Source organism: Pantoea sp. XY16 (genome assembly GCF_025153065.1).
Taxonomy (GTDB): domain Bacteria; phylum Pseudomonadota; class Gammaproteobacteria; order Enterobacterales; family Enterobacteriaceae; genus Pantoea; species Pantoea alfalfae.
In genome coordinates this window covers 213,044-236,625 of the sequence record NZ_JANZNP010000007.1, presented here as the reverse complement: position 1 = coordinate 236,625, position 23,582 = coordinate 213,044, and the positions used below count along the sequence as shown (strand labels likewise).

The window sequence follows — 23,582 nt, the reverse complement described above, 5'->3', positions numbered from 1 at the left end:
AAAAAATTACGAGGCCAGCGCCTGCGTGCCTTCGCGTCCGGTACGCAGCGCCCCTGGCGATTGCCCGACAATCCGCTTAAAGGCACGACTGAATGCCGCAATTGAGCCGTAGCCGAGATGATAGGCCACGGCTTCCACCGCTTCGCCATTGTTTACGATCCGCTGCACCGCCAGCCGCATCCGCAACTCGGTCAGATATCGCAGCGGCGTCATGCCGGTAGCCGTGAGAAAACGTCCGGCGAACACCGAACGCGAACAGCCCGCCACGCTGGCGAGTCGCGCCACCGTCCAGTTTTCGCCCGGCTCCCGATGCATCGCGGCAATCGCCTGGCTCAGACGCGGATCGCGCATCGCCTGCACCAGCCCGCTACTCTGGCCGCAGCCATTCTCTACCCAGCCGCGAACTATCAGCGCGGCAACCACATCCGCCAGGCGCGACAGAATTCCGGCAAATCCCGCCTGGCGGGTGCGCGACTCCCGCTCCATCGCCGCCAGAATCGGCTGAATCTCCGGGTACTGCGACAGCAGGGTACTCACCAGCATCACATCCGGCATGGTAGTGATCAGTGGTTGCATACCGCCAAGCTCAAACGCCATGCAGGCGCTGAACAGCAGCACGCTGTGCTCGTCATCACAGGCATCTTCCGGTGCGGCAATCGCGCAGACGCTGTCGCAAATCGGCTTACTCGCCATGTTCTTAATACACTGGCAGTCCGCCTCCTCACTGGAGATCAGGCTGTGCGGCTTACCGTGCGGCACCAGCAGCGCATCGCCGCTGTTGAGCTGAAACAGTTCGCCGGAGGCGCTGCGCACCAGCAGTGAGCCGCGCCCGACAAAGTGAAACTGCGCCCGCCCCGGCGCATGCTCATAATGCAACCCGAACGGCGCGCTTACCGCGATACGCTGATAGTTCACGCCATACAGACGCATTCCCATCAGCAGCTCACTGGTCAGATCTCCATAGTGGCTCATACGATTCCGGACGAATTATCAAAAATGAAGGTGTAAGCATCATAGATCGTCCTGACGCTCCACTCTATGCTCACACTCACTTTTTTATCTTCCGGAGAAGCAGCATGAGTCTGACAACCGAAGTGGCTGATGAGGTTTCCTCGCCGACCCGTCCCGCCTGGGGCGCGGTATTTGCTATGGCGTTTGGGGTGTTCAGCCTGATTACCGCCGAATTTTTACCCGTGAGTCTGTTGACGCCAATGGCCCACAGTCTGGGCGTTTCAGAAGGGCAGGCGGGACAGACCGTCACCATCACCGCGCTGGTGGCGCTGTTTACCAGTCTGGTCACCGGCAGCGTTACGCGGCGTATCGATCGCCGCATTGTCATGCTGGTGTTTTCGCTATTGCTGATTGCTTCGGCGCTGATGGTGGCGTTTGCGGCTGACCTGACGGTGATCCTGCTGGCGCGGGTGCTGCTGGGAATGGCCATCGGCGGCTTCTGGACGCTCTCAACGGCCATCACCATGCGCCTGGTACCCACCGACCAGGTACCGCGTGCGCTCTCTATTGTCTTCAGCGGCATCTCACTGGCGACGATTATCGCCACGCCACTTGGCAGCTATCTCGGCGGAGTGGTGGGCTGGCGTAACATCTTTATGCTGACCGCCGGACTGGGTGCGGTGGCACTGCTGTGGCAGTTCTTTACCCTGCCCGCCATGCCGGCAGAGAACAAAGCCCGCAATGGCGGCGTGCTGGCGCTCCTGCGTATCGGCGTGATGCGCTGGGGCATGCTGGCGGTGATCATGATGTTTACCGGCCACTTCGCTTTCTTCACCTATCTGCGTCCGTTCCTGGAAGGCGTTGCACAGCTCAACCTTAATCAGCTGTCGCTGGCGCTGCTCGCCTTTGGCGTGGCGAACTTCTTTGGTACCTCGCTGGCGGGTTTTCTGGTCACCCGCAGCGTATCGCTGACGCTGAGCGGGATGGCGCTGTTAATGAGTGTCACGGCGCTGATGCTGGTGAGCTTTGGCGATGTCAGCTGGATGGTAGGCGCAGGTGTGGCAATCTGGGGGATGGCATTTGGTTCGATGCCAACCGGCTGGTCAACCTGGATTTCACGCGCGGTGCCGGATGACGCGGAATCGGGCGGCGGGTTACTGGTCGCCACCATTCAACTGGCGATTACCGTCGGCGCGGCAGCAGGCGGCTGGATGTTTGACCTGCGCGGAGCAGGCGGCGTGTTCGTTGCCAGTGGTGTGCTGATGCTGCTGGCCGCACTGACCATCTTCACTCGGGTGCGGCATCACGGTTAATCTTCTGAAGGTAGCGCATTATGCTGCCTTTTTTTATAGAGGCGGGTGATTAACCTTTTGAGCGATAACTGTGCGATACGTGCTTTTTATGTTCAATTTTACTGAAAGAGTTAAGCAAAACCCTCCGCTTTTTACTGATCAACTTCCGGACTAATATATCTATCAACAAGGCATCACGCCTTACCTGATAAAAATTAAACGAGGAATTGACCATGAAATCTATCAAAACTTTTGCAGCTGTTATCGCGCTTTCTGTTCTGCCATTCGCCAGCTTCGCCCAATCTGTGACCGCCATCGACTCTACGCTGGATGGTGCGGAAGCGAAAATTGCTGCCCAGGCGCAGGAAGCTGGTGCTTCATATAAAATCACTGAAGCTTACACCAACAACGGCGTTCACATGACCGCTGAACTGCTGAAATAAAACGTTCTACCCTCTTGTGCTGACAGGACGCCTCCGGGCGTCCTGGCTTCGTTTCTCCGCGAATAATCCTGTCCCTTTCCTTCATAAATAATTATCATTCTCAAAAAAAGTAAATCAGCCTGTGTGTCAGGCCTTTCTGGTTGCAATGTTGGGCTTTCTTATCACTGCGTCTGCAGTGAATTAACTCTGGAGAAGTTATGAAAGCGATTACCATTACGCGCCGGACCCTGCGTCCGCTGTTACTGGCTACGGCCCTGTTCTCTGCCTCTGGATGGCTGGCAGCGCAGGCGGCGGATCTTAATCAGTCAGTGGGTAAAGGTGTTTATGAACTGGCGGTCAGCCCGAAAGACAACGCGCTGTTCGTGGCGACAGCGCAGAACAGCAGCGGTAACGGCGGCACGGTTTTCCGTCTCGACCCGGCGACGCTGGGGGTGCAGCAGGCAATCCACACTGAGCTGAAATCGTTTGGTGCGGCGATCAACCCCCAAACCAACGTGCTTTATATCGGTAACACCGTAAACGGTTCGGTGACCGCTATCGACGCCAGTAGCGGCAAGGTACTGAATACGCTGGTGCTGGATAGCCGTCCGCGCAGTGAGGCCGTGCGTCCGCTGCAGCCGCGCCAGGTGGCGGTTGATGCGAAAACTAACCGGGTGTATATCACCGGACTGGGACCGCAGAGCGTGGTCTGGGTGGTGGATGGCAGCACGATGAAACTTGTCAGCACCATCCCGAATACCGGCAAAATGGGCACCGGTCTGGCTGTGGATGCCGACGCGCAAAAGATCTACGTCACTAATGCTGATGGCGAACTGGTAACCATTAATGCACGTACAAATGCGGTTGAGAAGAAGCAGAAGATTGACGGCGATAAAGAGCACTTCTTCCTGAACATTGCGCTGGATACGCATGGTCAACGTGCCTTCCTGACGGATTCAAAGCAGGCGCAGGTGCTGGTGGTTGATCTGCGTAATCAGCAGGTGATGCAGCGGATTGATGTGCCGGAATCGCTGGCGGTGCTGTTCAATGGTGATCGCGATGAGCTTTATGTTACTCATCGCAAAGCGGGGGAAGTCAGCATCATCGACGCCAGCAGCTATAAGGTGAAGCGTACGGTAAAAACCCCGGCGTTGCCTAACAGTCTGGCACTCTCGGCAGACGGCAAGGTGCTTTATGTCAGCGTGAAACAGCCTGGCTCGCGTAAGGCGCCGCCAAAAAATCCTGACAGCGTGATGCGTATTGCGCTGTAAGGCGTGACGTCCCGGTCACTGCTGTATTGAAGCTGTTTTACATCCGGTCTTTGTAAACGAGAAAGCCACTCTGACGAGTGGCTTTTTTATTTTCAAAGCCGGTTTGAGGTCTGGAATATCCTTTTGCCCTGGCGGCCCGCGAGACACTTGCCTTTATAGCGAACAGGCTATAGCATCATTTATAGCTTATTCGCTATAAGGATGTTGCGATGTGGGATGTGGATACAACCAAAAGATTTGATGAGTGGTTTAAGGCTCAGAGTGAGGAACTGAAGGAGGATATGCTCGCCGCGATAGTTATCCTGTCTGAGTATGGGCCGCATTTAGCGAGGCCGTTTGCTGATACCGTAGACGGCTCTGATTTTCCGAATATGAAAGAATTAAGAGTACAGCATCAAGGCAAACCGATACGGGCCTTCTTTGCTTTTGATCCTTCTCGCCGTGGCATTGTGTTGTGTGCAGGCGATAAAACCGGGGTTAAGGAAAAGAAATTCTATAAAGATATGATCAAATTGGCAGATGCTGAATTCCGCAAATATTTGAATGGAGGGGATAATGGCTAATTTAAAAGAGCTGATGGCAAATCAAAGTCCGGAGAGTCGCGAACGCATTGCCAAAAAAGTCGATGCAATGCGGCAGGCTATCGCGCTACACATGTTGCGCGAAGAACTTAACCTGTCACAGACAGAGATGGCGCAGGCAATGGGTGTGAAACAGCCAACTATCGCCAGAATGGAACAGGCTGATAATGATCCCCGCCTTTCTACGCTGAAGCGTTACGTTACGGCTCTGGGAGGCGAGATAAGTATCGATGTCAAATTGCCGACAGGCAAAAGAATAGCTTTTGATCTGTGATTAAATGAGAGAAGCCACATTAACGTGGCTTCTCTCTTTCCAACCCGTTACACCTCTTCCGATGCCTCGCGCTTCATCTCATCATGGGGTACATCATCCAGAATCTGCTCAAAGCTGCGCAGACGCTTGTAGATCGACATCAGTTCGATCAGCGTCGACCAGGAGGCGATCAGATACTGGAACGAGCCACGCACCTGATCAAACACGTTGGTAATCTGGTTGAGTAAGCCCAGCGTAATAGTGCCTGCCACAATCGACGGGAAAAGCAGGAACAGACCAAACACGTTATCGACCTGCAGATAGAGAATGCGGGTGATGTTGAAGTAGAGATAGTGGAAGTAGAGACGGAAGTAGTTAACCCGCACCCGGCTAAACAGTTCCTGTACGGTCTGCGGTTGTGCACGATCGGCATTGTCTTCGCCGTAGACCAGCTCTTTACGGTAGGCGGCTTCAACCCGCTGATTACGGAACTCCAGCCCTGGCAGCTTAATTCCGACCAGCGCCAGCAAGCCGGTGCCGAATACAGACCAGAGCACTGCGGCAATTACCAGCGCGTAAGGAATATTGCCGAGGAACGGGATATCTTTTACGTGATGTGACAGCGCCACCAGTACCGGCAAAAACGCCACCAGCGTCATAATCGCCTGAATAAAACTGACACCCCAGTTTTCCAGCGTCGTTGCAAACCGCATGGTGTCTTCCTGCACACGCTGTGCGGCACCTTCCACATGACGCAGCCGCTGCCAGTTGTGCATGTAGTAGTTATTCATGGCGGTACGCCAGCGGAAAACCCAGTGGCTGATAAAGAAGGAGTTGAGAACGCCAATCACCACCGCAATTAAGGCAATGCCGAGAAACGCGATAACCTGATGGTAAAACTCGGCAATCTGCACCGATCCCGCTTTGGTCAGCGCTTTCTGTATCAGATCATAGAACGGACCATACCAGGCATTAATAGCCACCCCCACCTGCACGCCAAACCAGGTGACAAAGATAATCAGCGCGGAACCCCACACTGACCAGCGTTGCCACGGATGGGCATCAATCAGCCGCCAGGCCAGGGCAAAAATGGCGACCATTATCCAGTAATAGAGATAAAACCAAATCTGACTCGCGGCGATAAAACGTGCCGCTGTGGTCGGTAAAGGTTCTTTCATTGCCGCTTCAAAAGTCGGCCACATGCCGGGCAGATGCGCGGCAAAGCCGAACCAGGCAAAAATCGCTACTAAGCTCCAGACAGCCGCAGAGCTGAAAAACAGCGCTGGCCGCGGAAAAAAAGACTTAAACATAGGCACTCCGCTGTTGTGTGTTGCCTGTTATAACGTTTTTGACGTGGCGCTGTCTGTAGTCTGTTGTTTCTGCTCATGACAGGACGGTGATAGATGTTAATGAAATTGTGCGGTTTTGTTTCGTGGAACTAAATCTTTGTGAATGGCAGTGTTACAATACGCTGGCTTGTTACCGGTAACAAGCCAGATGCTACCCTGAATTTGCTGATAAAAACCATTACAACGCAACCATTTATTTTTCATACCGCCGGATAGGGCGGGAATGAGGCAATGTCATGTCAGAACAAAAAAAAGGTCATTCACGCAGGGATTTTTTGCTGAAGACGATTACCCTGGCGCCTGCAATGGCGGTAGGTTCCACGGCGATGGGCGCGCTCTCTCTGCCGCTCGCCGCACAGGCGGCTGAAACCCCGGCCGCGCCACAGCAGGCGCGTGATTACCAGCCGAACTGGTTCACCGCCGAAGAGTTCGCCTTTATCACGGCCGCCGTAGCGCGTCTGATCCCCAGTGATGAACGCGGGCCGGGTGCGCTGGAAGCCGGCGTGCCGGAGTTTATTGATCGTCAGATGAACACGCCGTATGCCACAGGCTCGAACTGGTATATGCAGGGGCCGTTTAATCCCGATCTGCCGAAAGAGCTGGGCTATCAGTTGCCGCTGGTGCCACAGCAGATCTACCGTCTCGGGCTGGCCGATGCCGACAACTACAGTAAAAAGCAGCACGGCAAGGTGTTCGCCGAGCTCAGCGGCGAGCAGCAGGATGCCTTACTGCAGGCGATGGAGAGTGGCAGTGCGGAATTCAGCCAGCTGCCAGCAAAAGTTTTCTTCAGCTTCCTGCTGCAGAACACACGCGAAGGCTTCTTCAGCGATCCCATCCACGGCGGGAATCAGGGCATGGTCGGCTGGAAGCTGATTAACTTCCCTGGCGCACGCGCCGACTTTATGGACTGGGTAGAGCGCGGCGAACGGTATCCGTTCCCGTCAGTGTCGATTCGCGGGGAGAGAAGCTAAGCATGGCTAACGAAATGAAAAAAGTGGATGCGGTGATTGTCGGCTTCGGCTGGGCAGGCGCGATTATGGCGAAAGAGCTGACCGAAGCGGGCCTTCACGTGCTGGCGCTGGAGCGCGGACCGCATCGCGATACCTATCCTGATGGCTCCTATCCGCAGTCCATTGATGAGCTGACCTATAACGTTCGCAAAAAACTGTTCCAGGATCTCTCTAAAAGCACCGTAACCATTCGTCATGACGCCTCGCAGACGGCTGTTCCCTATCGCCAGCTGGCGGCGTTTCTGCCAGGCACCGGCACAGGTGGCGCAGGTCTGCACTGGTCCGGCGTTCATTTCCGTGTCGATCCGGTTGAACTGCGGATGCGCAGCCATTACGAAGAGCGCTATGGTAAGAACTTTATCCCGGAGGGCATGACGATTCAGGATTTCGGCGTCAGCTACGATGAGCTTGAGCCGTTCTTCGACAAGGCAGAAAAAGTCTTTGGCACCTCCGGCAGCGCCTGGAGCATTAAGGGGAAGGTGGTCGGCAAAGATAAAGGCGGCAACCCGTTTGCGCCGGATCGCTCCGATAACTTCCCGCTGCCCGCGCAGAAGCGTACTTATTCAGCGCAGCTGTTTGCTCAGGCCGCTGAGTCGGTCGGCTATCATCCTTACGATCTGCCGTCCGCCAACACATCGGGCCCTTATACCAACACCTATGGCGCGCAGATGGGGCCATGCAACTTCTGCGGTTACTGCAGCGGCTACGCCTGCTACATGTATTCCAAAGCGTCGCCTAATGTGAACATCCTGCCCGCGCTGCGTCAGGAGCCGAAGTTCGAGCTGCGCAATAACTCTTATGTGCTGCGGGTTAATCTCAGCGATGACAAAACGCGCGCGACCGGCGTGACCTATGTGGATGGGCAGGGTCGCGAGCAGGTCCAGCCCGCTGACCTGGTGATCCTCTCCGCCTTCCAGTTCCATAATGTGCATCTGATGCTGCTGTCGGGCATCGGTAAACCGTACAATCCGATCACTAACGAAGGCACCGTAGGCCGCAACTTCGCCTATCAGAACCTCTCCACGCTCAAGGCGCTGTTTGATAAAAACACCACCACCAATCCGTTCATCGGTGCGGGTGGCGCGGGCGTCGGCATTGATGATTTCAATGCGGATAACTTCGACCACGGGCCGCTGGGCTTTGTCGGCGGTTCGCCATTCTGGGTCAACCAGGCGGGTACCAAACCGATCTCCGGTCTGCCGGTGCCAGCGGGCACACCTAACTGGGGCAGCCAATGGAAAGCGGCGGTGGCGGATACTTACACCCACCATCTGTCGATGGATGCGCACGGCGCACACCAGTCCTATCGCGCTAACTACCTCGATCTCGATCCTCACTATAAAGATGCCTATGGACAGCCGCTGCTGCGCATGACCTTTGACTGGCAGGAGAACGACATCAAGATGGCGCAGTTTATGGTCGGTAAGATGCGCAACATCGCCGAAGCGATGAACCCGAAGATGATCATCGGCGGCGCGAAAAAGCCGGGCACCCATTTTGACTCTACGGTGTATCAGACCACCCACATCAGTGGCGGGGCGATCATGGGCGACGATCCCAAAACCAGTGCGGTGAACCGTTATCTGCAAAGCTGGGATGTGCCAAATGTGTTTGTACCGGGCGCATCCGCCTTCCCGCAGGGACTGGGTTATAACCCGACCGGCATGGTGGCGGCGCTGACCTACTGGTCAGCCAAAGCGATTCGCGAGCACTACCTGAAAAACCCTGGTCCACTGGTGCAGGCATAAGGAGATGGCGATGAAAAATGGCATTCTGGCTCTGATTCTTGGCTCCCTGTCGTTCGCCGTACTGGCGGATAGCAGCCAGGACGATCTGGTTAAACGCGGTGAGTATCTGGCGCGCGCCGGTGACTGTGTGGCCTGCCACACCAGCAAAGGCGGCGCAGCGTTTGCCGGTGGTCTGCCGATGGCAACACCGATTGGCACCATCTACTCCACCAACATCACGCCCGATGGCGACACCGGTATTGGTGAATACAGCTACGACGACTTTCAGAAAGCGGTGCGTCACGGCGTGGCGAAAAATGGCGATACGCTCTATCCGGCGATGCCATTTCCTTCCTACGCGGTGGTCAGCGATGAGGATATGAAGGCGCTTTATGCCTATTTCATGCATGGCGTTGCGGCGGTTAAGCAGCCAAACCGGGAGAGCGACATTCCCTGGCCGCTGTCGATGCGCTGGCCGCTGGCGATCTGGCGCGGCATTTTTGCGCCCGATGTAAAAGCGTTCCAGCCTGCCGCCCAGGAAGATCCGGTGCTGGCGCGGGGTCGCTATCTGGTTGAAGGATTGGGTCACTGCGGAGCCTGTCACACGCCGCGCAGCATCACCATGCAGGAGAAGGCGCTGACCAACGAGGAGGGCAGCGACTATCTGGCGGGTAGCAGCGCGCCGATTGATGGCTGGACCGCCAGCAACCTGCGCGGTGACAACCGTGACGGGCTGGGTCGCTGGAGCGAAGAGGACCTGCGTCAGTTTCTGCGTTATGGCCGCAACGATCAGACCGCCGCTTTCGGTGGCATGACCGACGTGGTGGAACACAGCCTGCAGCACCTGAGCGAGTCCGATATCACGGCGATTGCGCGCTATCTGAAGTCGCTGGGCGCGAAAGATCCCCATCAGGCAGCCTTCAGCGTCGATGACGCCACCGCCAAAGCGTTGTGGAAAGGTGACGACAGTGCGACGGGGGCAGCCACCTACGTCGACAGCTGTGCGGCGTGCCATAAAACCGATGGCAGCGGTTATAAACGTTTCTATCCGGCACTGCGCGGTAATCCGGTGGTGCTGGCGGACGATCCGACCTCACTGATCCATATCGTGCTGGTGGGCGGACAGTTGCCTGGTGTCAATGGCGCGCCGTCGACGATTACCATGCCAGCATTTGGCTGGCGTCTTGACGATCAGCAGGTGGCAGACGTAGTGAACTTCGTGCGCAACAGCTGGGGCAATAAGGCGACAGAGCAGGTCAGCGCGAAACAGGTCGCGGCGCTGCGTAAAGATGAGAAAGACCGGCTGGGCAGTGCGGATATCAACGTACTCGAAGGCAAATAACCGGCAGTAATAGAGGCCGTCATCATCAGGATGACGGCCTTTTCTTTTAGATATTCTCCAGATCGATTCCGCGCGTTTTCGGCCCGTAAATCCCTACTGACAGCATCACCATCACCATGCTCAGCACGATAAAGGTAATTACACCTGGCGTTCCTGCGTACTGCAATATCATCCCGATGAGAATACTGCTGAAGACCGTTGAGAGGCGGCTGAAGGAGTAGCAGAAGCCGACTGCCCGCGCCCGAATGTGGGTGGGGAAAATCTCGGTCTGATAGGCGTGGAAGCTGAAGGTCAGCCAGGCGTTGGACCAGGTGATCAGGAAGCCGCACAGAATCAGCAATACCGGCTGCGTCTGGAAAGCAAAGAGCGTACCGAACACCACCGTCATCAGCGACGACAGGACGATCTGCCACTTATTCTCCATTTTGTCAGCGTAGCGGCTGCAAATCAGCGATCCCAGCGGATAGGCCAGGGTGATGAAGAAAGCATAGAGCAGGCTGTGCGTCACCGTGGCTCCACGGCCTGACAACAGCGCAGGCAGCCAGTTACCAAAGCCGAAAAAGCCGATTGCCTGAAAAAAATTCATCACCACCAGCATCAGAGTGCGCTTGCGGTAAGCAGGAGACCAGATCTCGCTGAAGCGTCCCTTTCTGGGCAGTTTTGCCGCTGCATCCTCAGCTGAAAACGCGGGTCCGGCCGGGATGCCGCAGCGTTGCTCCATCATTGACAGCACGTCATGTGCCTCCTGATGACGACCCTGCTGCGCCAGCCAGCGTGCTGACTCCGGCAGATTTCTGCGCACCAGCCAGATCACCAGCGAACAGACCGCGCCCGCGATCACTACCCAGCGCCAGCCTTCCAGACTGAGCAGCGTTTGCGGAATCAGCCACCAGGACATCAGCGCCACCGCAGGCACCGACAAAAACTGCACGAAAAAGGAGAAGGCAAAAGCGCGGCTTCGCAGATGGCTCGGCACCCATTCCGACAGGTAAGTATCAATAGTCACCAGCTCGACGCCCAGCCCGATCCCCACCAGAAAGCGGAACAGAATGATCATCTCCGCGCTCTGCTGGAACGCCATCAGCAGCGAAAACAGCCCATACCACAGCAGCGCACACATAAAGGTGAGACGGCGACCAAAGCGGTCAGCGTAGGGGGCCAGCAGGCTGGCCCCGAAAAACAGACCGAGAAAAGTGGCTGAGGCGAAGGCCGCCTGATCGGAGAAGCCCAGCACGCCTGCCGCACCCGTGTGAAATACGCCGGCCGACAGCAGGCCGGTACTGATGTAGCCGGTTTCAAACAGATCATAAAGCTCAAAAAAGCCGCCCAGCGCCAGCAGCGTAATAAAGCGCCACAATCCGGCGGAGGAGGGCAGCGCATCAACGCGTGCGGCTAAGCTGTTACGGGCCGCCGATGAAGCGTGCATCGGCGGCAGGCTGGTGGAGGAGGTGGTCATGTCAGCGTGAACCTCAGGCAGTGTGGAGACGACTCGCAGCCGGTCGGAGGCTTATTAAAATAGTTAACCGTTAGCAAGCGAAGAAAGAGCAGAATAGTCAATTCATCCGCCAATGCCGAGAGCGTCGTTGCTGACGATTTAGCAACATACGTTGCAGGTTTTGCCATTCATCGCAGATCAACTCCGGCAGTTGTGATCAGGCCAGGATCTGTATGAAACTCAGAGCTGTCTCTCAGCCCGGTAACGCGGTAGCAGGCCCGTATGGATGCAAATGACGTAACTGCGCTAGCATAGCCTTGCTTTGTTACCTCTTCTTCATGGATGCAGAAAAGCTGAGCTGAAGAAGCTGACACAATCAGGGAAAGATAAGGTGTAACGTGAGTTTTTTGACGAGCTGAAAGCATCGCTGAAAGAAGCTGTTGAGATCAAAAACGGTGCCAAAGAGCCAGGTCGTGTTACCCGCTATGCGGTGGCCGACGTGAAGACTATCCGGGCACTCAATCCATGCCCAGATATCCCGCCAGCCGGAAAAGCGAGAAAGCGCCACCGATAATGCCCGCATCGGTGGCACGGTGCCTTAAGGCAATTTCGGCCAGACGCCGGGTCCAATCGGCAGACCCAGCAGATACCACACCAGCAGCAGCGCTATCCAGCTGATAAAGAACACCAGCGGATAGGGGAAGATCAGCACGTAATAGGTGCCGAGCTGCGCATCTTTCTGGTAACGCTGCAAAAAGGCGAGAAACAGCGGCAGAAACGGCGACATCGGTGCCAGTGGCAGCACGGCGGAGTCGGCGATGCGGAAAATCATCTGGGCAAAGGCGGGATGGAAGCCGAGCAGCATAAACATCGGCACAAAGACCGGCGCCAGAATCGACCAGATGGCTGAACCGCTGGCGATAAACATGCAGAGAAACGCCGACAGGAACATCAGGCCGAGAAAAGCGGGCGCGCCGCTGACGCCTGCGCTCTCCAGCACATCAGTCAGCCCGATCGCCATGAATTTGCCCATGTTGCTCCAGTTGAAGAACGCCACGAACTGCGACAGCGGAAACACCATCACGATAAAACCCGCCATGCCCTTCATCGGATCGACCAGCAGCTGCGGGATATCATCCGGACGGCGGATCTGTCGGGTGACCACGCCATAAGCAATCGCCACCACAAAGAAGAACAGAATGATGATTGGCACAATGCCCTGAATAAAGGGCGAGGGAATAATGGCGCCGGTAGCGGGATTGCGCAGCGGCGCATGTTCCGGCACCACCAGCAGCGCCATCAGGCCGATAAACAGCAGCGCGGCGATCCCGGCAGCCCGCAGGCCGCGGTTCTCCAGCGGCGTCAGTGCCGCCAGCTTCTCGCCGTTGCCCTGCCACTTTGGCAGGCGCGGCTCGACAAACTTATCGGTCAGCAACGCGCCCACACCCGTCAGCACAATCACCGACGTGGCCATAAAAAACCAGTTATCGATGACGCTGACGTGTACCGTATCGCTGACCGCTTTAGCTGCTTCGGTGCTGATCCCCGAGAGCAGCACATCGGTGGTGACAATCAGCAGGTTGGCGGTAAAGCCAGAGGCCACACCGGCAATCGCGGCCAGCAGGCCCGCCACCGGATGACGCCCTACCGCCAGGAAGATCAGCGCACCCAGCGGCGGCATCACTACCAGCGCGGCATCCGAGGAGATATGGCTGAAGAAAGCGATAAACAGCACCATGTAGCTGGCATAACGGCGGCTGACGCGTGACGCCATCTTCACCATCAGCGACTGGAGCAGGCCGACCTTTTCCGCCAGTCCGGCACCAATCACCAGCGCCAGAATCGATCCCAGCGGTGTAAAGCTGCTGAAGTTTTTGATGATATTGGGCAGGATCCACTGAATGCCTGCGACGCTCAGCAGGTTATTCACCCGCACGATTTCGCCGTTGCTCGGGTTCTTCACAGCCAGATCCAGCGCGCTGATAATGGCGGTCGCCACCATCAGCACCACGATCAGATAGACAAACAGTAAAAACGGGTTGGGGACTTTATTCCCCACACGCTCGATCCAGCTGAAAAGCCGGCCAGGGCTGCGGTTCCCGGATGTTGCTTCCATGGTATTGATTCTCGTCTTGTGTTCCCCTTATCGGTGGAGGCCCGGTCTGACGCCCGTCGTGATATACAACAGGCGGTGAGTTCAGAGTCGGCTCCGCTGAATCAGGGAAGTGTTTGCACTATTTTTTATAGTGGTCCGCGTCAGAGACACGGCCGTTGGCTCATTCGGCCAGTTTTGTGGGTATGATCCCCGCCGGGATAGGGCAGATATAAGGCTGCGCGGCGCGTACCCGTTCAAACTCGGCCCTGCAGCCAGCCAGTGCCTGCGGATCCGTTAACAGCGTTAACACCGTGGCCGCCATCACTTTACTCGCCAGAAACATCCCCTTATGCCCGATACTGGTGCGACCCTGCGCCACCAGTTGCCAGGTGTGCAGCGGCGTGCCGAAGGTAAAGCAGGGCGCAAAGCACTGTGCGGTCGGCGTTACCCAGCTGACATCGCCGACATCGGTGGAGCCATAAAGCAGCTCACGCGTGACCGCATAGGGCGCAACCTCATCCATAAACAGTTTGTCGCCCAGCTGTTCAGCCCAGGCATACCCGGCTTCGCCACCGGTGCGGGCGACATTGAGCCGGGCATTGCGCAGATCGTCATCGGTCAGGGTGGCACGCAGTTCGGCCGCAAACGCGCGCTCTTCGTCGCTGTAGTCGGGCAAACCAAACTGATGCAAATAGCGCTCCATGACCGCTTCCAGCGCGCGATTCGGCACGTAATCCGAGCAGGCTTTGTCAAAACGTACGGTCAGCGTGGTGTCGGTCATCAGCGCTGCACCCCTGGCGATATTGATCACCCGTTCATAAATCGCCTGCGCCTGTGGCAGTTCCGGGGCGCGGATCAGGTAGAGCACCTCCGCATCGGCCTGCACCACGTTCGGCGATACACCGCCGCTGTTGGTGATGGCGTAGTGCAGACGTGCCTCCTGAACAATATGCTCGCGCAGAAAATTGGCCCCGGTATTCATCAGCGTGACGGCATCCAGGGCGCTTCGGCCCAGATGGGGAGAATTGGCCGCGTGCGCCGCAACCCCTTTGAAGCTGAACGCCGCCTGAATATTGGCGAGGGTGCGCAGATTGAACATGCCGCTGAACCCCTCCGGATGCCAGGTCACGGCGGCATCAACGTCGTCAAACAGCCCTTCGCGCACCATAAAAGTCTTGCCCGAACCGCCCTCTTCGCCAGGGCAGCCGTAAAAGCGCACCGTGCCACCCGTGTGATGCTGTTCCATCCAGGCTTTCACGGCGCAGGCCGCTGCAACACCTGCCGTGCCGAGCAGGTTGTGACCGCAGCCATGGCCGTTGCCGTTGGCTTCCAGCGGTTGTGGCCGGGCGCAGCCCGCCTGCTGACTCAGGCCCGCCAGCGCATCGAACTCGCCAAAGATGGCAATCACCGGCTTGCCGCTGCCCGCACTGGCGATAAACGCCGTATCGATGCCACCCACGCCGCGTTCCACTCTGAATCCCTCTTCTGCCAGCGCATCAGAAAGCAGGGCTGACGAGCGGGTTTCGGCAAAGCGGGTCTCCGGTGTGTCCCAGATGGCGTCGCTGAGCGTGCTGAAACGAAGCTGATGACGATGGATATAGTCGGCAATAAAGTCTTCCATCATCGTGAGCCCCTATACTGCGCCTGGTTCAGCGCCAGGGTGGCCAGCAGTGTGATAGCGTCCGGCATGACCCGCTCGTCAAAGTCGAATTTCGCGTTGTGATGGCCCGCCGCCAGCGCGCAGCCAAAAATAACGTAAGAGGCCTGGCCGCCGCGCTCTTTGACTCGCTCCATCATGTAAGTCGCATCTTCTGACCCTGCCGCCTGCGCTTTACGATCGACCACCGAGTCGAAGATACCGAGCGCGTCTGCCTGCTGATGGATGAAATCGACCCACGGCTGCGTCGGCGTACAGCTGCGCGCGGCACCCATCAGTGAAACCTGCTGCTCAACGCCATACATCGCCGCTGCACCGGCAATCACCCGCAGCGCCTGCTGATAAATATCGTCGTTAACCTGATTGGTCACGCCACGGGTTTCGACTTTCAGCAGGGCGCAGTCGGCCACCACGTTACGGCCGGTTCCGGCCTGCAGCACGCCCACGTTGACCCGCGCCACGCCGCCGCTGTGCTGGGTTAAGCCATGCAGCGCCAGCGTCGCCTGTGCGGCGGCCAGCAGGGCATTGCGACCCTCTTCAGGGCGACCGCCCGCATGGGCACCGACGCCGGTAAAGTGAACATCCAGCTTGGTGGTGGCGAGGAAGCTGTCGCTGCCGCACACCACTTCGCCTGCCGGTACGCCGGTGCCGATATGAATCGCGGTGAAGCGATCAACGTCATCGACCACGCCCGCCGCCACCATCGCTTTTGCGCCGCGCACACCCTCTTCGGCGGGCTGGAAGATCAGTTTAATCGTACCGCTGAGCTGATCTTTCATCGCCATCAGCACCGAGGCGAGACCCAGCCCGATAGTGGTGTGGCCGTCATGCCCGCAGGCGTGCATCATGCCTGCGTTGCAGGAGGCGAACCCTTCACGTTGCGGCAGATGATCGTCAGCCTGGCTCTCGTTGAGATCCAGTGCATCCATATCGACGCGAAAGCCCATCACCGGGCCGGGACGGCCGGTCTCAAGCGTCGCCACGATGCCGCAGAATCCGCCAGAGAAGTGATTGATCCACTGCGGCAGCGCGCCCTGTTGCAGCGCGCGCGCCTCCTGCTGTTTCAGCACGACTTCGTCAGGCAAGCCCATCCGCGCATCGGCATCGATCACCTCACGGCCCAGCTTCAGTTGATAACCGAGCTTATGCAGTTCTTCTGCGACTAACGTCGCGGTACGAAACTCCAGCCAGCCCGATTCGGCGTAGTGATGGAAGTCGCGACGCCACTGTTGCAGCTGTGGCAGCAGGGCGCTGACGTGGTCTGAAAGGGGTTTCATCGGCTCTCTCCTCATTGTTGATTTTTTATGCATTGCGTCGAATCTACACAATGGTACTGGGCGGCATAAGATGCGAATATCTTGTGACTGATAAACAACGGTTATCGCAAAACTATGTCTGCCAATCTCAAACTTCATCAGCTGCGTGCCTTCACTGACGTGGCGCGACAGGGCAGTATCCGGGCGGCAAGCCGTCTTTCCGGGCTGTCGCAACCGGCGTTAACCAAAGCGATTCAGGAACTGGAGCGCGAGCTGGGCGCAAAGCTGTTTATCCGCCGTCAGCAGGGCGTGGTACTGACCGATATCGGTGATAACTTTTTTCGCCATGCCAGCCTGGTGCTGGCTGAGCTGCGGGTCGCTGAAGAGGATATCCAGCAGCGGCTGGGACTGGGCGGCGGTCAGGTGAACATCGGCGTCGGTGGCAGCGTGGCGCGCACTATCATGCCGCAGGTGATAAACCAGTTTCATCGCGAATATCCGCTGGTGAAGGTGCGCATCGTCGAAGGTCAGCTGGTGTCGATGGTGCATGAACTGCGTCAGGGGGCACTCGATTTCACCATTAATACCTACGATCAGAGCCATCTCGATCAGGAGCTGATGTATGAGCGGATGATGGAGCGCGAGTACAAGGTAGTGGTGCGCAAAGGCCATCCGCTGGAAAAGGCGCGTTCTCTGGCGGAGTTACAGCAGGCGGACTGGACGATGCCAACGCCTAAAGGCAGTTACTACCGCTTGTTGCACGATCTGTTTGGCGAGCGCGGCATGGCACCCAAAATCGTGGTGACCTGTGAAACCTTTATGGCCTGCACCAGCCTGGTGGCGCAAAGCGATTTCATCAGTATTCTGTCGGTCGACGTCATTGACGACCCGATTCTGGGCCGGTCGCTGGTGGCGCTGACGCTCGACGAGCCCTTACCGAAAGCGATCTTCTATCTGATCCAGCGCAAAGACACCGCGCTGACGCCGATGAGCAGTTATATGGCACAACTCTTTCGGCGTTATTGTCAATGAAATCAGTGGGTAAAGTCGATCGTCTACACTATAGAGGTACTGTAAAAATCCACCCGACAAATAGAGGTTACGATGCAAGTCAGTCCTTATCTGTTTCTCTATGGCCGTTGTGAAGAGGCTATCGACTTTTATCTGCAGGCGACCGGGGGAGAGCTGCTCTCTAAAATGAAATTTGGTGATATGCCGGATCAGGGTGAGCAGGTCGGCGATCAGTCTGCCGCGCCGCAGCCGCCAGAAAAGATCATGCATGCCCAGCTGCGTATCGGTGACGGTGAGCTGATGCTGAGCGACGGCAATACTGAGAAGCCGCCCGCGTCTGAACATGCCGGTTATGCGGTCAGCCTTTCCACCACTGATGTCGAAAAGGGTAAAGCCTGGTTTGAGAAACTGTCGGCAGGCGGCAAGGTGACAACTGAGTGGCAGGAGACATTCTGGTCGAATGGATTCGCGATGTTTATCGATAAGTTCAACATTCCATGGCGCATCAACGTTGAGAAGCCGCAGGAATAAACGACGTTCAGATGCAGGACTGAGTGGCTAAACCTGCCTCTCAAAAGTTGGCCTGGAGGAGAGCTGGCCTGGAGGCGTTAATGCCCCAGGCCAGCTCTCCTGTGCAACGGGCGTTTTTTCAGCCGCCCGTCATCATTATCAGAAGTTATAACCCGCTACCAGGTAGTAACCCCAGCCAGTCGATTTCACTTCAAATGGCCCTTTGCCGAAGTTCAGCTCCTGACCATCCGCCCACTGTCCGCCGTTGTGGAAGTAACGCGCCACTGCAGAAATATGCCAGTGATCGTAACCCAGTGACAGAATGTGGCTGGAGGCGATAGAGTTGCTGGTGCGTGATGAACCGCCTTTCTCGTTGAGGTCAGAACCCCAGTCGAAGTTAGTGAAGCCCACATAGCCCAGATTACCGCCCCACAGCGTGGTGATTGGCACGAAGTATTTCACCTTGAAGCGATAGCCATCCCAGCTGTTTTCGTTTGCCGCGCCGTAATTTTCCCACTGATATTTGGCGTAGACGTTCAGCGACAGGCCGACATCGCTGTGCGTATCGATATCGGTGCCCAGACCCATATACCAGGTATTCTGGCGGTTGTCGCTGTTGCGGCCCATATCGTAGATATAGTTATTGGCGAAATACCACTCTTTGAACGGGCCAAAGGCCAGGCTGGTGCCGGTTAGCTTATCGATAGAGAAGCGCGGTTCAATCTCCATAAACATCGGTGAACCGTGGTCGAACACGCCGTTGGCATTGCTGTTGCCCACGCCGAAGAAGTTAGGCACGTCCAGATAGCCGTAGAAATCGAACCACTCTTTCTTCGCAAACGCTTCATATTCCAGATAAACGTCGTTATTAAATTGCGGTCCGAAACGCGTGTGGTAGCTGCCTACCACGTTCACGCTCTGATGCCACCAGTCGGAGACATACTGTGGATCGCTTTCAGCGGCCTGCGCAGCACCACTCAATGAACATGCCAGCACGGCACCTGCTATCAACGTTTTATATTTCATTATTATCAGCCACATGCTTTTGACCGCCGCACACCAGACGCAGTCAGAGAGAAATCGGTCCCTTGATGGGAATGAGGGTTTCACAGCGAATAACAACCCGTTCTTCAGCCCGCGTAGCGTGCCTGTAACAGATCGATAGAAAATAGATTTTGCTCACGTTTGTCAAAAAGTGTTGCATTACAATTCAGCTAAAATGTGACGAACTTCACAATAACGATGTGGATCGAACGGAACCAGGCAACCGTTTACGTTGTCTGGTTCGTGATCAAACAGGCGGGATCAGGGAAGGGTGACGCGAACCTGCAAACCACAAACAGCACCCTGTGGTGTCAGGCAGTTGGTAAGGGCAACGTGGATCTGATGTTTCTGTGCGACGTTACGCACAATGGAGAGTCCCAGCCCGCTGCCCTGGGCTTTAACGTCAGGCGAACGGGTAAAACGGTCGAACGCGCGTTCGATAAAGGATTCCGGCATGCCCGGTCCGTTATCGACAATATCGACCACCGTTTTGCCCGCCACCCGATGCAGCAGCACATCGACCAGGCTGCCTTCCGGCGTGTGCAACATAGCGTTACCAATCAGGTTGTCGAACAGGCTGCGCAATTCAGAACGGCTGGCCTGCAGACGGTACTGCGTGGAGCCATTAAAGCCGATATCAATGCCGCGTTTGTCCGCCACCACCATCAGCTGCTCAATGCTCTCTTTCAGCAGATCGTCCAGTTCAATATGCTCCACGCTGGACACCACGCTCTGGTCATCCTGGCGTGAGACATTGAGTAACTGTGTGACCAGGTGACGGGTGCGCGTGACGCCCGCTTCCAGCTGGCTGAACTGACGGCTCGCTTCGCCTGGCTGAATATGCTGACGCAGGTTTTCCAGCTGTAACGTCACCGCTGTTACCGGCGTACGCAGCTCATGGGCAGCATCTTCCAGGAACTGACGCTGCGACGACCAGGCGTCACGCAGCTTACTCAGCAGCGAGTTGTAAGCGGCTACCAGCGGCAGGATCTCATCCGGTAAGCCCTCAGGTGAAACATTGTGCGGATGATGTGTCTCCTGCGCCGCAATCTGACGTGAAGCGACCTGCAGATCCCGGGTGATCTTGCGCACCACCAGCCAGATCACCAGCAGCGACAGCGGCATCATCAGGATCATCGGAATGATCGCCGACAGCGCCCGCTTAACCATCGAGGCTTTCATGTAGCTGAGGTTGTGCATCACCTGGATGGTTTTGATCTCGCTGCCGGGCATGCCGGGCCGGGTAAAAATACGCCATTCACAGTCGTCGCACTGACCCACATGCACATCGTGATACCCGCGCTGATTTTGCAGCGGGGCCTGCAACTCCGGCCATGAGCTGGCCCGCAACTGGCCCTGATCGTCCCAGAGCTGGACTACAAAGGCGCTCTTTGCTTTATCCGGCGCGATAAGCATCGGCATCAGGGCGGGCATCTGTTTATTGGTAGACCAGGCATCAGCGATTTTCGCCAGCTGATCGTCCTTCATTGTGCCGACCATATCGCCATAGCAGCTGAAGAAATACCAGGTGACGCCGCCTATCATCAGCAAATGAATGATCAGCAGCGTAGAGAGAAGTTTGTTGCGTAATGACCGCATAAAGGTGAAAGGTTTCATATTGCCGGAACCCGCCAGCCCAGTCCGCGCACGTTACGGATCACGTCGTTGTCGAGCTTACGACGCATCCCGTGGATCAGCACATCGACCGCGTTGCTGCTGACTTCATCGCCCCAGCCGTAAATGCGGTTTTCCAGCTGCTCGCGCGACAAGATGGCACCTGGCCGCTCCAGCAGGGCATAGAGCAGGGCATATTCCCGCGCAGTCAGCTGCTCGCGCTGTCCTTTGTAGAGTACCTCGCGGGTCATCATATCCAGCTGGACATCACCGCTGCCCAGCACCGAGTCTGCTGCGCCGTGGCTGCGTCGGGTAATGGCGCGCATCCGGGCCATGACTTCCTGGAGATCGAACGGCTTAAGCAGGTAGTCATCCGCCCCGCTGTCGAGTCCCTGTATCCGCTGCGCCACCGTGTCGCGTGCGGTAAGAATCAGCACTGGCGTGGCATCGCCGCGCCCGCGCGCCCGGCGCAGCACCTGCAGACCGTCATCGCGCGGTAAGCCGAGATCGAGCAGCACGCAGCTGTAGCCGCCTTCGCTCCAGGCATTCTGGGCATAGACGCCATCGCGCACCCAATCTACCGACCAGCCCGCGCCCTCCAGTGCCTGCTGCAGGTTCGCGCCGATCATTTCATCATCTTCAACCAGTAACACGCGCATGGCTGATCTCCTCTGCAAAGATGGGGGGAGAGTGTACTCACCAATTGTTAGGCCAGAATTATCCGCCGTCATACTCCGCACTGTGGCGGCGCTGGCTGCATCTGCAGTGCTCAATCAGAACCCTACCCGCATTCTTCAAATTAAACGAGAATAAAACTAATGGCTTAGGGGTGAAAATGTTGATGCTTTCAGGAATAAGTAAACGCTATCCTGAATCTGCAGGAATTATGTAACTACACCATTATATGAATAATACGTGTTAAAAATAATTGTTATTCGATAGAGGCTTCACTTCCGCTAATCTGACAATGAATAGGAAATGTTAAAATTATGCAATGAAAATTAACTCTGCGAATGAATTGTGCTAACTGTCACAAAATCACATAAATATTAAAAATTTTATTAAGACTAATAAGCATAAAAAATCTCATAACTATATTTTTCTGTCAATCTGTTTGATATGATTCGTTTTTCTAAATTTCGGCAAGGATAATAACTATTTGCTCATAGGAATATCAATTGATATAAACGTGCTGGCAATAGAGTTTGCTATCAATAGATAAAGAACAGAAGGAGTTTGTTAAATGAAGAACTTAGAAAATAATCAATGGCTTTTAGTTACTGGTGCAAGCGGTGCATATGACCCTGCTTATGCCGGAGCGTCTTCTCATGCTAGCCAGCATGGTAATAAGTCGGGTGGTTCCAGTAATCTATTTGGGCCGAGTAATGGCGTAGTACAGGTCGTGGCTGCTCATCCTGAAATTGCGGACTGCCTCAATGGTATTCTGGGCGGGATGATTGCTGGTTCAGCAGGTGGGCCGGGCTCAGCTGTGGCAAGTGCCATTGGGGGTGGTATCGGTTCATGTTTTAATAATTCTGGAAACAGCAATGCTGGGAATAGTTTTGGTGGGCAATGTACCTGGTGAAGTTAGTCTCCACGACTAATGACAGCTGAGGGTCTTATGCAAAAAATAGTCTGTTATCTATCTATACTAAGCAGCATATTAGTAGGCGCAATGTTTTTGAGTGGCGCAGGCGTCTCCTATATAGGCTGGTATGCTATGCCAGAAAATGCATCAAAAATGGTGGTTACAATCGCTACATTGACTACGTTTGTTAAAACTGCCATTTCTTTGTGTTCATGGTTTTTCAGTACATCTGGCAGCAGTAAAAAAACTTAAGCGTGGATATTAAATCTGCAGGGGCTTCGGCCCCTGTGATTATTTAACAAAATCAGTAGAGCAGGAGGCTAATACATTTCACCTGGAACTATAAATGGTTCAACAGCGATGCTTTAACAGGATTTGCTCAGAAATAGAGGATTTGTGTGTTGAGCAGAAATTTATTGATAACGTAAAATTTTAGATGCTCCCAGGAACTCATCACCACATCACATCCCGCATAAAAAAATCTCCTGGCTGACTCAGTTTTTTGAAAACATCTCACCTCTTTTTCTTCAACGATCTCACGACTGATTCCCCCCAAAGCCCCGCTGGCCGCGCCTTTCCGCTCCCGTTTCCGCCGTTGCTAATTCTGCGCTAATTTTCTGCTAATTAAGGGATAAATTTTAGCGGGTAGAGTGGCTCCACTGCACATCAGCATCAACAGGAGGAACCATGAATCAGCGCGAGTTTATTCGGAGTTTGCTGGACTGGATTGAGAACAACTTAGGACACGATCTGCATCTGGATGAGGTGGCACGCCGCTCGGGCTATTCGCGCTGGCATCTGCAACGCCTGTTTCGCCAGCATACCGGCTTTTCACTGGCAGAATATATCCGCCAGCGTCGCTTAACCGAGTCTGCACTCAGTCTGCTAAGCAGCAACGAAGCGATATTACAGGTGGCGATGAATTACGGCTTCGATACCCAGCAGGCCTATACCCGCACCTTTAAAAACTACTTTATGATGACGCCAGGCCAGTTGCGCCGTCAGCGTCGCGTCGAGCCGGATCGGCTGCTGTTCCCTCTGGCGATGGCCAGCTGATGCCTGATAAGGCCTTCCCGTCATCGCACACAGACGGGAAGGTCGGCCCGCGCTCTGCGCCGCTCTTCTCCTGAACTTCGCCTCGCTTTTTTTGCCGGTCAGCCACAGCGATCCCGCC

General features: G+C 55.8%; 21 protein-coding genes and 1 pseudogene. 13 read left to right on the top strand and 9 right to left on the bottom strand.

Annotated elements, in window-relative coordinates; all coding sequences use genetic code 11:
- Positions 1-6: 6 nt before the first annotated feature.
- Positions 7-972, bottom strand: a complete 966-nt coding sequence (locus N1689_RS12915) for an AraC family transcriptional regulator (protein WP_161733574.1) — start codon at positions 970-972, stop codon at positions 7-9.
- Between the two features lie 104 nt (positions 973-1,076).
- Here N1689_RS12915 and N1689_RS12910 point away from each other — a divergent pair, with 104 nt between their 5' ends.
- The 5 genes from N1689_RS12910 to N1689_RS12890 all read left to right on the top strand — a co-directional run bounded on the left by N1689_RS12910 (position 1,077) and on the right by N1689_RS12890 (position 4,791).
- Complete coding sequence (locus N1689_RS12910) at positions 1,077-2,264, top strand: MFS transporter (RefSeq protein ID WP_253420753.1); 1,188 nt, start codon at positions 1,077-1,079, stop codon at positions 2,262-2,264.
- Between the two features lie 212 nt (positions 2,265-2,476).
- Positions 2,477-2,686, top strand: coding sequence for a DUF1471 domain-containing protein (locus N1689_RS12905; protein WP_009092571.1), 210 nt, complete (start codon positions 2,477-2,479; stop codon positions 2,684-2,686).
- Positions 2,687-2,883: 197 nt separating this feature from the next.
- Positions 2,884-3,936 carry a YncE family protein gene (locus tag N1689_RS12900; RefSeq protein WP_260059095.1) on the top strand — a complete coding sequence of 351 codons (1,053 nt, stop codon included), beginning with the start codon at positions 2,884-2,886 and terminating at the stop codon, positions 3,934-3,936.
- Positions 3,937-4,145: 209 nt separating this feature from the next.
- Positions 4,146-4,499, top strand: a complete 354-nt coding sequence (locus N1689_RS12895; protein WP_022625232.1) for a type II toxin-antitoxin system RelE/ParE family toxin — start codon at positions 4,146-4,148, stop codon at positions 4,497-4,499.
- Positions 4,492-4,791, top strand: a complete 300-nt coding sequence (locus N1689_RS12890; protein ID WP_161733580.1) for a helix-turn-helix domain-containing protein — start codon at positions 4,492-4,494, stop codon at positions 4,789-4,791. The genes N1689_RS12895 and N1689_RS12890 overlap by 8 nt, the downstream gene beginning before the upstream one ends.
- A gap of 47 nt (positions 4,792-4,838) precedes the next feature.
- On the opposite strand, the gene sbmA is transcribed toward N1689_RS12890, so the two are convergent.
- Positions 4,839-6,080, bottom strand: a complete 1,242-nt coding sequence (gene sbmA / locus N1689_RS12885) for a peptide antibiotic transporter SbmA (RefSeq protein ID WP_161733582.1) — start codon at positions 6,078-6,080, stop codon at positions 4,839-4,841.
- Between the two features lie 275 nt (positions 6,081-6,355).
- Here sbmA and N1689_RS12880 point away from each other — a divergent pair, with 275 nt between their 5' ends.
- From N1689_RS12880 to N1689_RS12870, 3 genes are read left to right on the top strand one after another with little or no spacing between them, the layout of a single operon-like run.
- The gene (locus N1689_RS12880) at positions 6,356-7,090 is read left to right on the top strand and encodes a gluconate 2-dehydrogenase subunit 3 family protein (RefSeq protein ID WP_161733584.1); all 735 of its coding nucleotides are present in this window, start codon (positions 6,356-6,358) and stop codon (positions 7,088-7,090) included.
- Positions 7,091-7,092: 2 nt separating this feature from the next.
- A complete protein-coding gene (locus N1689_RS12875; RefSeq protein ID WP_253420768.1) occupies positions 7,093-8,877 on the top strand; it encodes a GMC family oxidoreductase in 1,785 nt (594 codons plus the stop codon).
- Positions 8,878-8,887: 10 nt separating this feature from the next.
- Positions 8,888-10,198, top strand: coding sequence for a cytochrome c (locus N1689_RS12870; protein WP_260059093.1), 1,311 nt, complete (start codon positions 8,888-8,890; stop codon positions 10,196-10,198).
- A gap of 46 nt (positions 10,199-10,244) precedes the next feature.
- On the opposite strand, the gene N1689_RS12865 is transcribed toward N1689_RS12870, so the two are convergent.
- Complete coding sequence (locus N1689_RS12865; protein ID WP_161733590.1) at positions 10,245-11,654, bottom strand: MFS transporter; 1,410 nt, start codon at positions 11,652-11,654, stop codon at positions 10,245-10,247.
- A gap of 394 nt (positions 11,655-12,048) precedes the next feature.
- Between N1689_RS12865 and N1689_RS22120 the strand changes: the two are divergent.
- Positions 12,049-12,150 (top strand): annotated as a pseudogene (locus N1689_RS22120) (hypothetical protein); the annotation flags it as partial.
- Between the two features lie 81 nt (positions 12,151-12,231).
- On the opposite strand, the gene abgT reads toward N1689_RS22120, so the two are convergent.
- The 3 genes from abgT to N1689_RS12850 all read right to left on the bottom strand — a co-directional run bounded on the left by abgT (position 12,232) and on the right by N1689_RS12850 (position 16,662).
- On the bottom strand, positions 12,232-13,749 hold the full coding sequence (gene abgT / locus N1689_RS12860; protein WP_253420774.1) for a p-aminobenzoyl-glutamate transporter: 1,518 nt from the start codon (positions 13,747-13,749) through the stop codon (positions 12,232-12,234).
- Positions 13,750-13,909: 160 nt separating this feature from the next.
- The gene (locus N1689_RS12855; protein WP_260059091.1) at positions 13,910-15,352 is read right to left on the bottom strand and encodes a M20 family metallopeptidase; all 1,443 of its coding nucleotides are present in this window, start codon (positions 15,350-15,352) and stop codon (positions 13,910-13,912) included.
- Complete coding sequence (locus N1689_RS12850) at positions 15,349-16,662, bottom strand: M20 family metallo-hydrolase (protein ID WP_260059089.1); 1,314 nt, start codon at positions 16,660-16,662, stop codon at positions 15,349-15,351. The genes N1689_RS12855 and N1689_RS12850 overlap by 4 nt, the downstream gene beginning before the upstream one ends.
- Positions 16,663-16,776: 114 nt before the next feature.
- Here N1689_RS12850 and N1689_RS12845 point away from each other — a divergent pair, with 114 nt between their 5' ends.
- A complete protein-coding gene (locus N1689_RS12845) occupies positions 16,777-17,673 on the top strand; it encodes a LysR family transcriptional regulator (protein ID WP_161733598.1) in 897 nt (298 codons plus the stop codon).
- 72 nt (positions 17,674-17,745) lie between these two features.
- Entirely contained in the window at positions 17,746-18,183 is a 438-nt protein-coding gene (gene yjdN, locus N1689_RS12840; protein ID WP_013359825.1) for a VOC family metalloprotein YjdN, read from the top strand.
- 138 nt (positions 18,184-18,321) lie between these two features.
- On the opposite strand, the gene N1689_RS12835 is transcribed toward yjdN, so the two are convergent.
- The 3 genes from N1689_RS12835 to N1689_RS12825 all read right to left on the bottom strand — a co-directional run bounded on the left by N1689_RS12835 (position 18,322) and on the right by N1689_RS12825 (position 21,479).
- Entirely contained in the window at positions 18,322-19,188 is an 867-nt protein-coding gene (locus N1689_RS12835; protein ID WP_161733602.1) for a nucleoside-specific channel-forming protein Tsx, read from the bottom strand.
- 279 nt (positions 19,189-19,467) lie between these two features.
- A complete protein-coding gene (locus N1689_RS12830; RefSeq protein WP_260059088.1) occupies positions 19,468-20,823 on the bottom strand; it encodes a HAMP domain-containing sensor histidine kinase in 1,356 nt (451 codons plus the stop codon).
- Positions 20,820-21,479, bottom strand: coding sequence for a response regulator (locus N1689_RS12825; RefSeq protein ID WP_111141873.1), 660 nt, complete (start codon positions 21,477-21,479; stop codon positions 20,820-20,822). Before N1689_RS12825 ends, N1689_RS12830 begins: the two co-directional genes overlap by 4 nt.
- Before the next feature lie 584 nt (positions 21,480-22,063).
- Between N1689_RS12825 and N1689_RS12820 the strand changes: the two genes are divergently transcribed.
- The gene (locus N1689_RS12820; RefSeq protein WP_161733606.1) at positions 22,064-22,405 is read left to right on the top strand and encodes a hypothetical protein; all 342 of its coding nucleotides are present in this window, start codon (positions 22,064-22,066) and stop codon (positions 22,403-22,405) included.
- A gap of 690 nt (positions 22,406-23,095) precedes the next feature.
- The gene (locus N1689_RS12815) at positions 23,096-23,464 is read left to right on the top strand and encodes a helix-turn-helix domain-containing protein (RefSeq protein ID WP_013359828.1); all 369 of its coding nucleotides are present in this window, start codon (positions 23,096-23,098) and stop codon (positions 23,462-23,464) included.
- The last annotated feature ends 118 nt before the right edge of the window (positions 23,465-23,582 follow it).

What these genes read in the sequence shown, in the direction of transcription:
- N1689_RS12910 (WP_253420753.1), top strand. Translation starts at nt 1,077, where the DNA reads ATGAGTCTGACAACCGAAGTGGCTGATGAGGTTTCCTCGCCGACCCGT.
- N1689_RS12875 (WP_253420768.1), top strand. Translation starts at nt 7,093, where the DNA reads ATGGCTAACGAAATGAAAAAAGTGGATGCGGTGATTGTCGGCTTCGGC.
- abgT (WP_253420774.1), bottom strand. Translation starts at nt 13,749, where the DNA reads ATGGAAGCAACATCCGGGAACCGCAGCCCTGGCCGGCTTTTCAGCTGG.
- N1689_RS12850 (WP_260059089.1), bottom strand. Translation starts at nt 16,662, where the DNA reads ATGAAACCCCTTTCAGACCACGTCAGCGCCCTGCTGCCACAGCTGCAA.
- N1689_RS12870 (WP_260059093.1), top strand. Translation starts at nt 8,888, where the DNA reads ATGAAAAATGGCATTCTGGCTCTGATTCTTGGCTCCCTGTCGTTCGCC.
- N1689_RS12895 (WP_022625232.1), top strand. Translation starts at nt 4,146, where the DNA reads ATGTGGGATGTGGATACAACCAAAAGATTTGATGAGTGGTTTAAGGCT.
- yjdN (WP_013359825.1), top strand. Translation starts at nt 17,746, where the DNA reads ATGCAAGTCAGTCCTTATCTGTTTCTCTATGGCCGTTGTGAAGAGGCT.
- N1689_RS12830 (WP_260059088.1), bottom strand. Translation starts at nt 20,823, where the DNA reads ATGAAACCTTTCACCTTTATGCGGTCATTACGCAACAAACTTCTCTCT.
- N1689_RS12865 (WP_161733590.1), bottom strand. Translation starts at nt 11,654, where the DNA reads ATGACCACCTCCTCCACCAGCCTGCCGCCGATGCACGCTTCATCGGCG.
- N1689_RS12880 (WP_161733584.1), top strand. Translation starts at nt 6,356, where the DNA reads ATGTCAGAACAAAAAAAAGGTCATTCACGCAGGGATTTTTTGCTGAAG.
- N1689_RS12905 (WP_009092571.1), top strand. Translation starts at nt 2,477, where the DNA reads ATGAAATCTATCAAAACTTTTGCAGCTGTTATCGCGCTTTCTGTTCTG.
- N1689_RS12835 (WP_161733602.1), bottom strand. Translation starts at nt 19,188, where the DNA reads ATGAAATATAAAACGTTGATAGCAGGTGCCGTGCTGGCATGTTCATTG.
- N1689_RS12900 (WP_260059095.1), top strand. Translation starts at nt 2,884, where the DNA reads ATGAAAGCGATTACCATTACGCGCCGGACCCTGCGTCCGCTGTTACTG.
- N1689_RS12845 (WP_161733598.1), top strand. Translation starts at nt 16,777, where the DNA reads ATGTCTGCCAATCTCAAACTTCATCAGCTGCGTGCCTTCACTGACGTG.
- N1689_RS12815 (WP_013359828.1), top strand. Translation starts at nt 23,096, where the DNA reads ATGAATCAGCGCGAGTTTATTCGGAGTTTGCTGGACTGGATTGAGAAC.
- N1689_RS12915 (WP_161733574.1), bottom strand. Translation starts at nt 972, where the DNA reads ATGAGCCACTATGGAGATCTGACCAGTGAGCTGCTGATGGGAATGCGT.
- N1689_RS12890 (WP_161733580.1), top strand. Translation starts at nt 4,492, where the DNA reads ATGGCTAATTTAAAAGAGCTGATGGCAAATCAAAGTCCGGAGAGTCGC.
- sbmA (WP_161733582.1), bottom strand. Translation starts at nt 6,080, where the DNA reads ATGTTTAAGTCTTTTTTTCCGCGGCCAGCGCTGTTTTTCAGCTCTGCG.
- N1689_RS12855 (WP_260059091.1), bottom strand. Translation starts at nt 15,352, where the DNA reads ATGATGGAAGACTTTATTGCCGACTATATCCATCGTCATCAGCTTCGT.
- N1689_RS12820 (WP_161733606.1), top strand. Translation starts at nt 22,064, where the DNA reads ATGAAGAACTTAGAAAATAATCAATGGCTTTTAGTTACTGGTGCAAGC.
- N1689_RS12825 (WP_111141873.1), bottom strand. Translation starts at nt 21,479, where the DNA reads ATGCGCGTGTTACTGGTTGAAGATGATGAAATGATCGGCGCGAACCTG.